The organism is Pelistega ratti (genome assembly GCF_009833965.1).
GTDB classification, from domain to species: Bacteria; Pseudomonadota; Gammaproteobacteria; order Burkholderiales; family Burkholderiaceae_B; genus Taylorella; species Taylorella ratti.
Genome location: NZ_CP047165.1, coordinates 1,635,340 through 1,650,311, shown reverse-complemented (window position 1 = coordinate 1,650,311; position 14,972 = coordinate 1,635,340). Strand labels below are relative to the sequence as shown.

The 14,972-nt window shown below is 35.1% G+C and carries 9 protein-coding genes; 1 reads left to right on the top strand and 8 read right to left on the bottom strand.

Features of this window, described 5'->3' with window-relative positions:
- Positions 1 to 118 precede the first annotated feature (118 nt).
- The 4 genes from F9B76_RS07185 to F9B76_RS07170 all read right to left on the bottom strand — a co-directional run bounded on the left by F9B76_RS07185 (position 119) and on the right by F9B76_RS07170 (position 4,592).
- Positions 119 to 2,014, bottom strand: a complete 1,896-nt coding sequence (locus F9B76_RS07185; RefSeq protein ID WP_159991500.1) for a monovalent cation:proton antiporter-2 (CPA2) family protein — start codon at positions 2,012 to 2,014, stop codon at positions 119 to 121.
- 668 nt (positions 2,015 to 2,682) lie between these two features.
- Positions 2,683 to 3,309 carry a hypothetical protein gene (locus F9B76_RS07180; RefSeq protein WP_159991499.1) on the bottom strand — a complete coding sequence of 209 codons (627 nt, stop codon included), beginning with the start codon at positions 3,307 to 3,309 and terminating at the stop codon, positions 2,683 to 2,685.
- A 35-nt stretch (positions 3,310 to 3,344) separates the two neighbouring features.
- On the bottom strand, positions 3,345 to 3,581 hold the full coding sequence (locus F9B76_RS07175) for a hypothetical protein (protein ID WP_159991498.1): 237 nt from the start codon (positions 3,579 to 3,581) through the stop codon (positions 3,345 to 3,347).
- Between the two features lie 357 nt (positions 3,582 to 3,938).
- Positions 3,939 to 4,592, bottom strand: a complete 654-nt coding sequence (locus F9B76_RS07170) for an NAD(P)-dependent oxidoreductase (RefSeq protein ID WP_159991497.1) — start codon at positions 4,590 to 4,592, stop codon at positions 3,939 to 3,941.
- A gap of 132 nt (positions 4,593 to 4,724) precedes the next feature.
- Here F9B76_RS07170 and F9B76_RS07165 point away from each other — a divergent pair, with 132 nt between their 5' ends.
- Complete coding sequence (locus F9B76_RS07165) at positions 4,725 to 5,609, top strand: LysR family transcriptional regulator (RefSeq protein WP_159991496.1); 885 nt, start codon at positions 4,725 to 4,727, stop codon at positions 5,607 to 5,609.
- 262 nt (positions 5,610 to 5,871) lie between these two features.
- On the opposite strand, the gene F9B76_RS07160 is transcribed toward F9B76_RS07165, so the two are convergent.
- From F9B76_RS07160 to F9B76_RS07145, 4 genes are all read right to left on the bottom strand, one after another.
- Entirely contained in the window at positions 5,872 to 7,179 is a 1,308-nt protein-coding gene (locus F9B76_RS07160; RefSeq protein WP_159991495.1) for a nucleobase:cation symporter-2 family protein, read from the bottom strand.
- Positions 7,180 to 7,646: 467 nt separating this feature from the next.
- Positions 7,647 to 8,378, bottom strand: coding sequence for a 1-acylglycerol-3-phosphate O-acyltransferase (locus F9B76_RS07155; protein ID WP_159991494.1), 732 nt, complete (start codon positions 8,376 to 8,378; stop codon positions 7,647 to 7,649).
- A 93-nt stretch (positions 8,379 to 8,471) separates the two neighbouring features.
- Positions 8,472 to 10,124, bottom strand: a complete 1,653-nt coding sequence (locus F9B76_RS07150; RefSeq protein WP_159991493.1) for a ShlB/FhaC/HecB family hemolysin secretion/activation protein — start codon at positions 10,122 to 10,124, stop codon at positions 8,472 to 8,474.
- 163 nt (positions 10,125 to 10,287) lie between these two features.
- On the bottom strand, positions 10,288 to 14,565 hold the full coding sequence (locus tag F9B76_RS07145) for a two-partner secretion domain-containing protein (RefSeq protein ID WP_159991492.1): 4,278 nt from the start codon (positions 14,563 to 14,565) through the stop codon (positions 10,288 to 10,290).
- Positions 14,566 to 14,972: the final 407 nt, after the last annotated feature.

Sequence of the window (14,972 nt, the reverse complement as noted above, 5' to 3'; positions counted from 1 at the left end):
TTGATAAAGAATTTCTCACAAAACCTTACCCCTTAAAGTTTCGATTTCAAGGGGCATCTTTTTGTGGTTTTTATAAAGTGAATAATAATAGTATTATTCCATATATAGAAAAACTAACTTAACGCTCTACTATTTCACTAACCCCTTCTAGGGTTTGTTCAGTGGTATCGCTATCCTGTTCTTCTTTCTCTTCCTTTTCTTGCTGTGCACGAAGAATAATTTCTTGAATACGTTCAGCCATACGTTGATCATATTCAAGTGCAATATCTCGCATAGCGGTGTTTTGGAACATTTTGATATTAGGGTCATATACTTGTGCCATTAGGGCAACCTCACGACGACTAGCATCAAAAAAGTAATTGGCAATTTCTTTAACAGTGCTTGTTTCCATTCCTACTGCTTCAAGTGCACGCTTGCCTGCACGTACTGCTGAATCAAAGGTTTCTCGTATCACTTCATCTGCACCTGCCCGATGTAGGTGGAATGTACTAAAACGATCGAAGGCACGTGCAACAATTTTGATATTAGGATTAATTTTACGTGCAAATTCGACAATATTAACGGCTTGTTCTTTATTATCAATGGCAACAACAAGTAATTCTGCTTTTTCTAAACCAGCAGCGATTAAAAATTCATGGCGAGAAGCATCACCAAAATAGGATTTAATACCATATTCTTGGAAACCCTTAATCATAGCCGCATTAAAATCAACAACTGTTGTATGATAACCGCTGTGACGCAACATATCATTAACGATTTGTCCAAAACGACCCATACCAATAATTAAGATAGAATGTTGTTCATCAATTTCATCATCTTGGGTAGCTTCTGTTTTCTCTTTAGGGGCAAATTTTTCATAAAGAACAAGGACTAATGGTGTAAATACCATTGAGAGTACGATAATTGCCGTCATATTAGCATTAACTGTTTCATCAATAACACCTTGTGATAGTGCATCCGTAAATAATACAAAGGCAAACTCACCACCTTGTGCCATTAATAAAGCACGTTCAAGAGCCACTTTATGTGTACTTTTAGCTGCACGTGCGACAAGATAAATACAAATACCCTTCGTTAGCATTAGAGCAATGACACCCGATAGAATGAGCCATAAATTATTCGCAACAACGGTTAGATTGAGTGACATCCCTACGCCTAAAAAGAATAGTCCTAGTAATAGACCACGGAATGGCTCAATATCAGCTTCTAATTGGTGACGGAAAGAGGATTCTGATAGTAAAACACCAGCCACAAATGCTCCCATTGCCATAGAAAGCCCCGCCTCTTCCATTAGTAATGCTGCACCTAATACAACAAATAAAGCAGCAGCTGTCATTACTTCACGAGCTTTAGAATTGGCTAAGATCCTAAATATAGGATTAAGTGCAAAACGACCAATCAATATTAATGCAACTAATGAACCTATACCTATTAAGGCTGTTTGCCACCAAGAAACCGTCTCTGCTTTCTCAATAGGGGATAAAAAAGCAACAATGGCTAATAGAGGGACAATCAGTAAATCTTCAAATAGTAAGATAGAGACAATTTGCTGCCCACGCTTAGTAGTAAGTTCTTTACGTTCACCTAATACCTGCATCACAATAGCAGTAGAGGTTAATACAAATCCTGTCGAAGAGACAAAAGCAACTTGCCAAGAAACCCCAAAAAGATGACCCACAATAGTCATAAAAATGGAGGCAATAATGATTTGTAAACTACCCAACCCAAAAATTTGACGGCGTAAACCCCAGAGGTGTGATGGATTCATCTCTAAACCGATCACGAATAAGAACATAACCACACCAAATTCAGCAAGGTGGATGATCGCATTATAATCACTGACAATTTTTAAACCAAAAGGTCCAATTGCCAAGCCTGCTGCTAAGTAACCCAGTACAGAACCTAGCCCTATACGTTTAAATAAGGGTACGGCAATTACTGCTGCGCCTAATAATGCTACGGCGCGTATCAAATCACCAGCACTCTGTGCCGTTTCAACTATTTCTGCCGACATAGAAATTCCTTAATGACTAAACTAAAAAAATTTAAAAGTGTACTATTCTACTCGGTTTCTACTTGATTTTGTTGAGGATTTTTAGTGATTTTACAGAGGAAGGGAAGTTTGTGAATAAGGGATACGGGGTATTTCAAATTAATAAAAATTTTATTGGTTTATGGGGGAAGGAATAAACTATAAGAAATTTTAAATTTCCTTTTTATTAAGAGAAATATTGATTTTGGAGAATGCTAAAGCATAGTCTTTCGTATGTTACTAAACAGATTAAGCCAATAGAGACGGAAGAAAATATATAAAATAGAATAATTATTGTTAAATAAGTATAGTAAGTTGCAAATAATAATAAATGACGGTAGAATTTTAGATAACATACTCGCCATGCCTCTTATTTTCTAATTGAGAATAATGCACAAATCGGCGAGTTTTTATATAGAGTAAGAAGGTAACTTTTAGCAAACCAGAAAAAACTAACCTAAAATTAATCTTAAAATAGAAAGATCAAGATCCTAGTATTCCTAATGGAAAAGATACTAAACGTTACCTAGATTTTATAATTTACCCACTATCTCTGCTATTAGATTAGACAATATTAAAATGTATTTTATCCAATAGTATTAAATAAACATCATTTTATAAGTCCTTGTTTAGAAATAGAAAATCTATTCCTAATATACCCTATATCTATTCTGTGGCAAAAATGGAGATGAGCAAGCAAAAGTATCACCTCTTTTACATTTTTCAAGATATATCTCCGCGTTCCTTATATCATTTTTTGTCATGTTATACCATACACAAGCTTGATTATGTCCTAAATCACAAGCTTCTCCATAAGCTTCTAATGATTTATAATCATCTTGCCTAGCACAAATCCCCGTATAATAACGACCGCCATCTTCGTTTAAAGCAGCCGCTTTTATATGTGGATACGCATTTATATCTTGCTCTTCTATAATTTCATTACGCAACGAAAGAGCCAAAGAGCAATTTTTTGCACTCCCACTCCATACTAAATGATATAACCTAGCCTTTGCTGATAATTCTTTTTCTTTCACTTTGGGATAATTGAGATGAAGCTGCTTATTAGCCCTTTGATATAAGGTAAAAGCCTTTTCATATAAAGCAATTACTTCTTTAAAATTATCTGAGTCTATCATGTAGCTATTATTACTTTCCCAAATAGCTTCAGCTTTATCAACCATATTATCCGCTTGATTAACTAACTCATCCGCTGTTTGAGCAAAAACAGGAATACTAGCAAATAAAAAGGTACTTATTAAGAGTTTTTTTAACATTTTACTCTTCCTTATTTTCAAACCTGTTCATACCATCATACAATATATTCTCTTAAAGACTCTAATTTTTCCTGATATGACTTAATATCTATTTCAGTAGGTATAGAAATAATATTTTCTAATATCTTTAATTTTTTTTTATCATAATTAAAGATGGCTAAACATCTATCGAACGGGGTTCTACTAAACCATGTTACTAAATCACCTAACTCTTTACCATTCATTCCCATTATTGTAGTTGAGAAAAGCTTTTTAACGTCATTGTCATTCATTATATTATCTCCAAATTAATTAACATTTCTAACTCGTTTTCTCTGAAAGAGAAAACGAGTTTATTTAATAACATCCTCTTTTATAAAAGAACAACATCTAGATATATTATTTCTATATGCATGCTTTATAAGGAGGGTGTGCTTTCTCTGCAAGAGAAAGCATAACTATTGTACAATAGTTATTTTTTTAAAAAACTTTGAAAATTCAATGAGTTATATCAATTTTTATTATTTTTAAATTCTTTATCCTATTATCTATTTTTTAAGGATTGATAATATAACTGTCCCTTCTTTTACTCAAACAAAAAGAGTGGAAATAACTCTCCACTCTTTTTACCTTGATAAAATACACAAATACTATGCCGCAACAGTAAAGCGAGTAAATAAATGTCCTTTCTTCTCTACATCATCTGCAATCGCAACAGCTAAATCAGGTACGGCAATATTAGCTGGTGCGCCATTGGCATCAAGCAACACATCATCTTTACCCTCACGGTATTTCCCTGTTTTATTGAAATCTAATTCAGCCACAGCAAACATTGCTGCAGGGGATAAAAATGCCCAATTCACATCACGGCGAGGTTTAAGCATATTTAATAACACACGAGCAGCATTCGCACCAGGGTAAACATCAGCTGGAAAATCAGGTGTATCCACCAATTGTAAATCTGGAGCAACATATAGACTACCTGCTCCACCAACGACCAATAAATAAGCTACTTGTGCTGTTTTAGCTGCTTCAACAATAGCATTAGCCCCTTTTGTAAAATCTTCAGCTAAATTCGGATTTGTCCAACCAGGGTTAAACGCACTCACCACTCCATCAAAACCTTTAAGTTTGTCTGCAAAATCAGGGGCATTAACATCTGCCACAACAGCTTTCACATTATCCGCTTTAAAAACTTTATCCACATGACGGGCAAAAGCCGTTACCTCATGACCTCGTGCAGCCAATTCTTGAACAACGGCATTACCCACTAAACCCGTAGCACCAATAACAGCAAATTTCATTTTTGATTCCTCCAAAAAGGGTTAAACTCATTTCGTTGTTTATTAAGCAACGCTATATAATTTATTGTATTTCAAAATAAAATTAATGATAATAGGGTAAAATCTTATTTTATTATTAAGTTAAACTTAAAAATGCAAGAAATTAAACCCTTACTTGTTTTTGCTCATCTGCTCCAACAAGGTACGATGCAAGCAACCGCTGATATACTGGGTATTACCCCATCTGCTGTTAGCCAACATATTTCCCGTTTAGAACAACAGTATCAAGTAAAATTGATTAATCGCAGTACACGCCGTCTTGTACCAACGGAAGTAGGTAGGGTATTAGGTGAATATTGTCATAAGCTACTACAAGACGTGAATGATACATTTGCCGCACTTGAAAATGCTAAAACCGAAGCACAAGGGGATATTCATATTGCACTTGCATCTGGTTTAGCGAATAACCGTGCATTTATTGCAACACTACAACAACTCATTGAACAATACCCTGCCATTCAGCCCCATCTACATTTTAGCGATGATTTACAAGATTTACAGCAAGGTAAAATTGATATCGCCATTCGTGGGGGTAAACATGCTTTAGATGATCCTAATATCGTTGCTCACCATTTAATCAGTACGCAGTGGCAAATTTTGGCAACGACTGATTATTTAGCAAAGTATCCTATCAAAACCCCTACTGATTTACTAACACAAACATGGTTAGCCTATCAGCCTATACATTTTCTTATGCAAAAGGGGAAAGATAATTTTGTATTACATATAGAACACCCTATTTACTGCTCACAACTATTAGCCCAACAAAAATTACTACAACAAGGAATTGGATTAGGATTAGTGCTAGAAACAGATTTCCAACAAGAACGTATGCGACAAGAAATACACGTTGTTTTACCCGAATGGCGAATTATGGGAGGGGTAGAATTATATGCTGTTACCCCTCATCGCGTACAATCTGCAAAAGTCAGCGTTGTATTGAACCTATTAAAAGAGAATTTTGCTCATTACTATTAGTGTGTGATATTGCAAAATATCACTGATAAAATACGTTTTTAAGCAAAGTATAAAATCACTATTGACTTAGTATTATGCAGAAATTATATAAATTCATCCCTATCATGCATTAGAAAAATAATCCGCTTATTACTTAATAGCACCTTTATTTTGGATACATTGCTTCTTATGCTTATCAAGACTCAATTTTTATTAGTAAAAACCTTTGATACAAAATAAAAACACGCATTAGTACGAGACATATTGCGTGTTTTCCATAACGTTATTCTTTTACACTTTCTTTATCTTCTGGCAAAATAACATTTAAAATTAATGCCAGTAATGAACCAACGGTAATCCCTGAACCTAATACTTCTTTGAAAAAATGCGGTAGTTTATCAAGAAGTTCTGGACGGGTAGTAACCGCTAAGCCACAACCGATTGAAATAGCGATAATTAAACCATTACGTTTACTACGTTCAACCTTATCTAACATTTGAATGCCTGCTGCAATAATCATTGCAAACATCATTAACCCTGCACCACCCAATACGGGTAGCGGAATTGATACGATTAATGCCCCAAATACAGGAAATAGCCCCGCTAATGCGAGTAATACACCCGTTAATGCAACGACATGACGACTTGCCACACCCGTTAATGAAATCACCCCAATATTTTGTGAGAAAGAAGAAAACGGTGTGGTGGACATAATCGCAGCCAAAGCAGAACCTAAACCATCAGCCAATACACCACCTCGCAAATGCTTACCCGTAATTTCAGTGTTTGTCGCATTACCCAAGGCAAGGAAGTTACCACTAGATTCGACAATAGTGACTAAATAAGCAATAGACATACCGATAATGCCAGAAAGAGGAAACGCAAGTCCAAAGTGAAGTGGTTGAGGAACCGCAAAAGCTTGAGCATTCGCAACCCCTTCAAAATTAACCCAACCAAGAGCTAAGCAGAGAACATAACCTGTCATCATGCCAATAACGATAGCCGCCGCAGAAAAGATTCCTTTGCCCCATTGAACCAAAACAACCACAATAACCAACACAAAAGTAGCCATCATTAAATTTTCTGGGGTGGCATAATTGGCATCACCTCGTTGACCACCAGCAAACCAATCCACCGCAACAGGAATTAAACTTAATCCAATCATCATCACAACCGTACCCGTCACAATTGGAGGAAAAAGTTTACGAATATAGGGCATAAAAAAGCTACCAATAATCATCACAAAAGAGCCAACCAACGATGCACCCAAAATACCTGCTACGCCATAATCACTAAACCCAATTGCCAATGCTGCCGCAACAAAAGTAAAACTAGTTCCCATCACACTAGGTAAACGGATACCAATCGGGCCCAACCCACGACACTGAATTACAGTTACCACACCAGAAATTAATAAAGCAGCATTAACTAAAGTAATCGTATCTTCAGTAGATAGTTTTAATACATTGCCAATCACCAATGGCACAGCAATAATGCCACCGAGTGCTGCTAATAAATGCTGTGCAGCAAGTAATAAACTCAATCCAAAAGGCGGTTTATCCTCAACCGAGTAAAGGAGTTGCTTATTCATATTGATCCCTTATGTAAAGAAAGTGCGAATTATACGCGAAATAGCTAAAAAGATAAGCGATTATATCAGTGCTTTTTAACGTAAATTTGCCAGTAGAATTATTAAGATGATGAAGTAGTGTATAACGCTTTAATTTCTTAAAAGCATTAAATTTGAACTATATTAATAGAGATTTTTATACTATGGTAAAAATTACTCTTATTTCTTAACAAATAACCGTTATTAAAAGACTTACGAAAGAAAAAGGAAGAGAAAAACTTTTACCCTTTTCTGGGAAGGGTATAAACAAAAGTATTTATATCATTTCCTAGGGTATTAGCCATTTTTAGTAATTATAGTTTTTACTATATAGTTTATATTTAAACTTTTATAAACAATGCTTTATATTAAAAGTATTTTGTGATTTAAGGATAATTATCTAAACATACTTTCTAATAATAATTATCCTTAAAAGTGTATTACATTGTTTATTCTGCTGTTTGACTTTCTAATATTGCCACTTCCTGATCTAAAGCTTCAATTTTTGCTTGCATTACTGCATGGCATTTATCGATTAATTCTTTTAAATTTTCACGGTGATAACCCGTTGTATCAATAGGATCAAGTATTTCACAAATAACTACCCCATTATTCCAGCGGTTTAAATCCACTTTATTATGCAACGAAGAACAAACAACTGGCACAATAGGAACACCCGCATCAATGGCGGCATGAAAAGCACCTGTTTTAAAAGGTAGTAAACCTCTTCCTCGACTACGCGTCCCTTCAGGAAACATCCAAATTGAAATTTGTTTTTGACGAATAATCTCAGCCACTCGATTCATTGTACTAATCGCACTACTTCGTTTTTTACGCTGAATAAAAATATTACCTGTTGCCCAGAAAACCAAACCAAAAAATGGAACCCATATCAAACTACTTTTACCAATACTAACGGTTTTTGGTGGTACCATTGCCGCTAAAGTCAGCATATCATAATTATTCTGATGGTTAGCAATATAAATAGCTGGCTGTGTAAATGTTGGTCTTTTACGAGTAATTACTTTTAGACCCACTAATTTATGCATAGCACCAAATAAACCCGCCACGACACCTACACTACTGGGGTGACGTAATCGTAGCAATGCATAAACAGTACCCACTATACAAATAAGAATAGCACACACTATCACTATAGTAATTCGTATATATTTCAACATAATTTAATCCTATCTTCCCTGATAATACTTAACGATAATAAATAACATACCTTTTGTAGTACATCATTTATAGTCTTCCCATCATATAAAACCCTAGAATGTTAGATTTAAATGCGCTGTTACGCTTCTCTCTTGAATAATAGGGTGGTTGGGTAAGAATAATCGTCCTGTTCCCCATTCTACCTGTATTTGCCAATGTGGTTGTATCATTTTTACACCTAAAACATAGGCAAGTGCTTTTTGGCTCTTCGCCTGCTTTGCCGTTGTTTTTTGTATCCCAATATCTATACCGATATACGGCTCAATTTGCCCCTGTTTATACGGATATAACCATGCAATATTATTCTGTAATACAACACTCTTTTCCGCTGATATAGCAAAATCATTAAATCCCCGTACAGCATAACGCCCCATTAAATCCGCTTGTTTAATAGCAGGTAAATAATGGCGACTATATTGTCCAATTAAACGGCTCGATTGTCGAAAAAGCTGTGCGTTTATACGATAAAAATACGTCAATTGCCACTCTGTTCGCCAACGATTAAATTGCCCTTGTGGTTGATCTCGCCCTTGATTACGCATGGCATTCCACCATTTGAGACCCCATTCATAGCTTATATCAGCAATCAATGAACCATTAGGGAATAATTGTAAATGATTAATCCCTATCTGAGCGGTTGTTAAGGTAGGACTTTGTAAAGTAATTAAACTATCTAATAAATAACTTTTACTTTTTATCCGTTCTAACTGGGTATAAAGTGTAGAAACTGCATTTGAATTTCGTCTAAACGTATAATCACTTCGTATCGCTGCCTGCCATGTATATCCTCTTTGATCAACTGAAAAATACCGTAATGGAATAGTTGATTTAAAGGCTGAATATGAGCCAAATGTACTAAATGTCCAATAACCATAAGGGATAGTATGAAAGAAAGAGAAAGAACGGTTAACATTCTGACGATAAGATTTTAATGTATGACTTGCATTAAGATAAAGGCTATCAGAAAGACCTAAAGGACTATCTATATTCAATCCTCCCTTTACTTGCCAACGTCCTGTTCTTTTTGAAGCCGTATTATCTAAACCTAAATGCCCTGTTATTCGTGCTTTTTCTTCATTAAGAAAAGCCAGTTCAATTTTCCCATTTTTGGCAGGTAAAACATCGACACTCACTTTACTACCAGCCATTTTATTTGCTTGATCTAATGCTTGATCAAGATCTTTAATATTTAAAGGTTTACCTAACCGTTGAGGTAATAACATTGAGAAATTTAATCGCTGACTATTACTGGAGAATTGACTAATCTTCCCCTCTGTAACACGCATAATCAGCTGACCAGTAGAACCTACTTCAAAATGAAAAGGATTATGCACATAGCCTAACGCCAAATAAGCTGCTGTAATATCTTGACTTAGCTGATTCAGTCGTGCCTCATTTAAGCACTCATTTGCCTTAGGTGCAAAAGGGATTGGATCGATTAAAGTAAACCCTTTAAACTGTATCGTATTATAGGGTAAGCATACTTGTGATAAATCTGTTTGAGATGATACAGATGGTTTAGCTTGGTATTGATGTTGCTCTATCCAACGTTGTTGCTGAGTCTGTTGAAGTTGTTCATTTTGATACTTAGTTTCTTGCTGAAAACGATTAAATTCATTTTGCAAAGAAAGTAGTGATGTATTATTTGTATTATTTGCCCAAACAAAAGCAGGTACACAAGCAATCCATATCAGGGAGTATTTCATAAATATATCCTAATTTTCCGCACGACATCATACCCGCATAATCACCCCTTAACAAACAACTATGCCGTACTGCTTTGGTACGGTTAATATAACTTTAAAAACATCAACCGAAACCACTATTCGTAAATAGTAATTTCGGTATTTTAGTAAGTATTTAAACGAATTAACGGCGTCTACGTTGTTTAATCATTTTTACAAGGCGCTCTTTTTGATTTGTTGTGACATTAATATTTGTTTTAACCACTTGGTTTTTAACCACCTGTGGTTTTGGTGGATTAATACCACCTTGTTTCACTACTTCTGTTTTAGTTGAGTCCACCTTAACATTGACATCTGCCTTAACACCTGCAATTGTACCGTTATCCCAATCTTTTTTAGCACTCTCTGCCCATTTACCATCAGGATAAGGGGTAAATTTACCACTACCGCTGGCTGAAAGATGTACACTGGTTTCATTTACTTTATTTGTTACAGGGGTTGTCGTAACACTACCTGTCAGATTATTCATCACATTAGCAGCATTAATACTACTGCCATTAAAGTGAGCATTATTACCTGAAATAGTAGCATTTTGTGCATTTAGATCAGTTGTTGTATGTGTTTCATTACGCACAACATCAACATTTACTTTGCCCGAACCTTTTGATGGTGTCCATTTATCATTACTTAGACCACCACTTAATGATAGACCAACATCAACACCTGTTTTATTAACATTATTTTTAGCAGCATTTAAGGTAATATCACCTTTACCACCATCAATGTTTAGGTTTGTACTATTGGATGTCACACCAGTTAGTGTTACTCCGTTTTCACCTTGAATATTGACATTTTTACCATCAATAGAAACAGCAGAATGAGTGGTACTATTTTCATGCTGAACATTTACATTACCCGTAATACCAAGGCTAGATGTATTAGCCCCTACACTCACACCACCACCGACATTAACTTTAAGGTCTTGCACTCGGCTATTGCCGGGTTTTACTTCAACCGTATTGCCTGTAATGTAAACATTATTACCTGCTGCAACATTTGTTCCTTGTAAGCTGACACCCCCATTCCCATGAATATCAACATCATTACCACCTTGTACCGTATGTAATACAGCATCTGTACGGCTACCTTGATGTGCATTGGCTGTAAATTTTACATCAACAGATGGTATTGCTGCCCCAGCCGCAGGGATTACAATGCTACCTACGCCAACATTAAGGGTAAAGCCACCTCCTTTATGAGAACTAGTATTTTGCGATTGCGTAAAATTCGCTTTATCCGCATGAATATTGACATCGTTTTTAGCAACAATATCAGCTTGACTATTTAATGTACCTGTAACGATATTAACATTATCACCTTGTACATTAGCCTTATGAGCTGTGCTTGAGTGGCTCTGGTCTTTTTGGAAATGAACACCAGCATTCACACCAACATTGGTTGTTGTAAAGTCTTTTGTACTTGCACTCACACCGATAGTGATACCAGCAGTCAATTTATCATGTGATTTTGTATTATGTGCTGATTGTATAATCTGTTTATTGGAGTTAAGGTTAACATTACCTCCTCCTTGGTATTGTGTACCCATATCATGAAGATACTCAGCATTCATATTAATATCATTTCCTGCCGTAATTGTTGCACTCTGTGCATTTTCAGCAGTATTACTTTCACGACCACCAGAGATACCTAATACTAAACTACCACTTGCTGATTTATCCTTATTAATAGTCGTTGTTAAACTCAAGCCTAAATCAAAGTTTTTCTTTTTATCACTATCGGTATTATATTCTGGGCTATGATAAATAGCTTTAGCATTTTCAGTGAGATCATGACCTGCATTAAGTTGTGTGCCCTTATGTTTGATCATCTCATTAGCATTAATCGTCAGGTCATTAGCCGCAGATAATTGACTACCTTTTGCCTTTGTACTGGTTTTATCTTTATCAACGTGCTGAAGACCTAGTGAGATTTTATTGGTCAGGCTATTTTCTGTTACTGTTACTGTTTTAGTAATACCAAAGTCTGTATTAACCGTTGAATCATATACATAATCATGAGAGGCTTTTGTATTTACCTTATTTTCTGCATTAATAGATAAATCACCCTTTGTTGCCTCTACTTTACTACCGATTACATTAATATTTTTTGCTGTAAGGTTAGCACTACCACCACTGACTAATGATGGATTATAGGTATGCTCTTCTGTTACTTTATAGTGGTTATAAAAACCGAATGTAGCACTTGCTTCACCTTTAAATTTAAAGTTATTTTTAACATTATCTGCTAGGTTTTTGACCAATTCATCACGTTTCACTTTACCAATAATAACATCACCTAATAAATCAATAGATGATTTGGCAAGTCCTTCTTTATCCAGTGATACCATAGGTTTTTCAACCTTAGTCGTAAAACCAATACCAGATTGTTTATAACTTTGCGATAGATAATCCTGACTACTATCAATATTAATATTTTTACCTGCTGTAATATCAAGTAAACCACCTGCTTTTACACGACTTCCTGTGATATTGACATTATTATCGGTAATTAACTGTAGATTTGATTTAGAAGCAAGCTCAGCCTCTTTTTTGGTATAGACGAGTTTATAACCTTGTGTACGTTCTTTCGTAATATCAAAAATAGTTCCTTTACGCCCTTTTTCTTCAAAGACACTGACATTGGATACAGCATCTACAACTAAATCACCCTTATTGGCTTTCACTAAAGCATCTTTCCCAGAAATCACTCGACTGCCTGAAACGCTAACACCTTTCTTAGCATCTATTAAAACAGCACCATTAACAGTGAAATCCGCACCATGCTTTTCTGCATCATTACGAGTAGAGCCCAAGGTTTTTGAACCAGCTAAACCACCCCAATATTTTTCTCTATCATCAACAACATGACTATTTTTGACTTTTTCAGCCTGAAACTGGACATTACCGATATTTTCAACAACTAAATCACCATCAATTCGCCCCACCGCACCTGCAAATATGACATCAGCATTACTTGATGTAATTAAATCACCTTTTACATTAAGTTCAGTGGCGACATAATTTTGGGCATTAGCGGTTTGATGACTACTACCTGTTTTACGTTTTTTACCAAGATTTTTAAATTGAACATTATCATCATAATGACTATGTTCTTTTACCCCTTGAAGCGTAATACCCTTTTCACCATGTAAGGTTAATTGCTGTACATTAACTTGAGCAGCATCAGTAGTAAGTTTATCTTTGATTGCCCCTAGTTTAAGTTTATCGGCATTGATCACTGTACGCTGTGCTTTTTCTACCACGGTTAATGAACGCTCAGCTACTTTAGATCTTTTTTTAGTGTCAAAACGGTGCTCGGTAACGGATGTTCTTTCTTTTGTTTTTTGAGCGCCAAGATGTGTTTTTCCACCAATTAATACCGCATCTTTCGCTTGAATATGTGTACCAATTAGATCTAATTGATTTGATGCAATAACAATAACAGAGTCTGCTTGAATATTTGTTGTGACAAAGGATTCTTTATCATGATTTTTATCGCCACTACCAACAATATTATTCGGTTCTTTAATCTCTTTTACTGTACCGAGATTCTTTCTTGAAACCGTACCATCTAATCTGGCATTACCCGCAGTAATAATAACTTCTTTTGCCGTTAAATCACTACTTGTAATCGCTAAATTAGCCTGTTCATTAGTTGAGTGAATACGGATGCGACCAGCTTGGATACTACCAGCAACTTTACCATCTAATACTTGTGTTTGTTGAGGCAGAACATTAATAGTGAGCTGTCCATCATCTGCACGTTCAATCTTATTTTGTCCTTGTAGAATATTAACATTACCACCATCAGCCTGAATTTGACCAGAAATATTAACCGTAGGTGCAATAAGATCAAGATTTGATACGCCAGAAATTACCCCTTTTGTTGTAAGGCTCTTTTCACCATCTACATGATAGCCTATTAATTGACCACTTTCTACCGTTGGTTTGCCCACAACAAGAGAGGCTCTAGGTGTATTAATAAAACCACCTCCATCAACACTAATACCATTAGGATTAGCTAAGATATAATCGGCAGCCTGTCCTGCAATTTCTTGTTTACCCGCAATATGTGAAGGATTACGGCTTACTACTTCATTTAGGATAATTTTTGCTGCATGTGTTTGTAAATTTGGGTTTCTGGCAATATCACCTGCTAACTGCGTATGACTAGTTTGTAAGCCATTATTAAGTACAGCACCTGCTTTATTAACATTATATTGATTGTATTGGTTATGTGATAAACCAGATTGGCTAGGTGTTGCAATATTAACAACTTCTACACCCGCTTGATGCATCACTTGAGTATGGGTATTAGCTGTTTGAATATCAGCATAACTAATATAGGGTACATAACAAAGCGATAATGCAATTGTCATTTTAGAGAGAGAAATTTTTTGCATGGTCAAGATCCAAAATAATAAGCAAAATCTGACTGACAAGCCTTATTGATGTGCAAGTGGCCAGTGTCATTAACAAATAAAATTGTATCTTATTAATTAAATATGTATCTATTATTAAATATTTAATAAAATTCTTCAATTAATATATTGGTATGTTACAAAATTATTGATTATTATTTTTATTTGGAAATAATACCTATCTTTATAAAATAATATTTTATTAATCAAAAATAACGCATAAAGTATCTTTATAAATCCTATTTACTTATTATTTCTTGCTAAAAGGTATATAACACTTATCCATTCAATACATAATCTATATCAAAAATAGTTTAAGTATTAACATTTATCATACCTATCAATCCACAATAAGGTTTACAATAGAAAACATTAATCACTACTTAGGC

Excerpts from the sequence above, each read along its gene's own strand:
- F9B76_RS07160 (WP_159991495.1), bottom strand. The coding sequence starts at position 7,179 with ATGAATAAGCAACTCCTTTACTCGGTTGAGGATAAACCGCCTTTTGGA.
- F9B76_RS07170 (WP_159991497.1), bottom strand. The coding sequence starts at position 4,592 with ATGAAATTTGCTGTTATTGGTGCTACGGGTTTAGTGGGTAATGCCGTT.
- F9B76_RS07180 (WP_159991499.1), bottom strand. The coding sequence starts at position 3,309 with ATGTTAAAAAAACTCTTAATAAGTACCTTTTTATTTGCTAGTATTCCT.
- F9B76_RS07165 (WP_159991496.1), top strand. The coding sequence starts at position 4,725 with ATGCAAGAAATTAAACCCTTACTTGTTTTTGCTCATCTGCTCCAACAA.
- F9B76_RS07175 (WP_159991498.1), bottom strand. The coding sequence starts at position 3,581 with ATGAATGACAATGACGTTAAAAAGCTTTTCTCAACTACAATAATGGGA.
- F9B76_RS07185 (WP_159991500.1), bottom strand. The coding sequence starts at position 2,014 with ATGTCGGCAGAAATAGTTGAAACGGCACAGAGTGCTGGTGATTTGATA.
- F9B76_RS07150 (WP_159991493.1), bottom strand. The coding sequence starts at position 10,124 with ATGAAATACTCCCTGATATGGATTGCTTGTGTACCTGCTTTTGTTTGG.
- F9B76_RS07155 (WP_159991494.1), bottom strand. The coding sequence starts at position 8,378 with ATGTTGAAATATATACGAATTACTATAGTGATAGTGTGTGCTATTCTT.
- F9B76_RS07145 (WP_159991492.1), bottom strand. The coding sequence starts at position 14,565 with ATGCAAAAAATTTCTCTCTCTAAAATGACAATTGCATTATCGCTTTGT.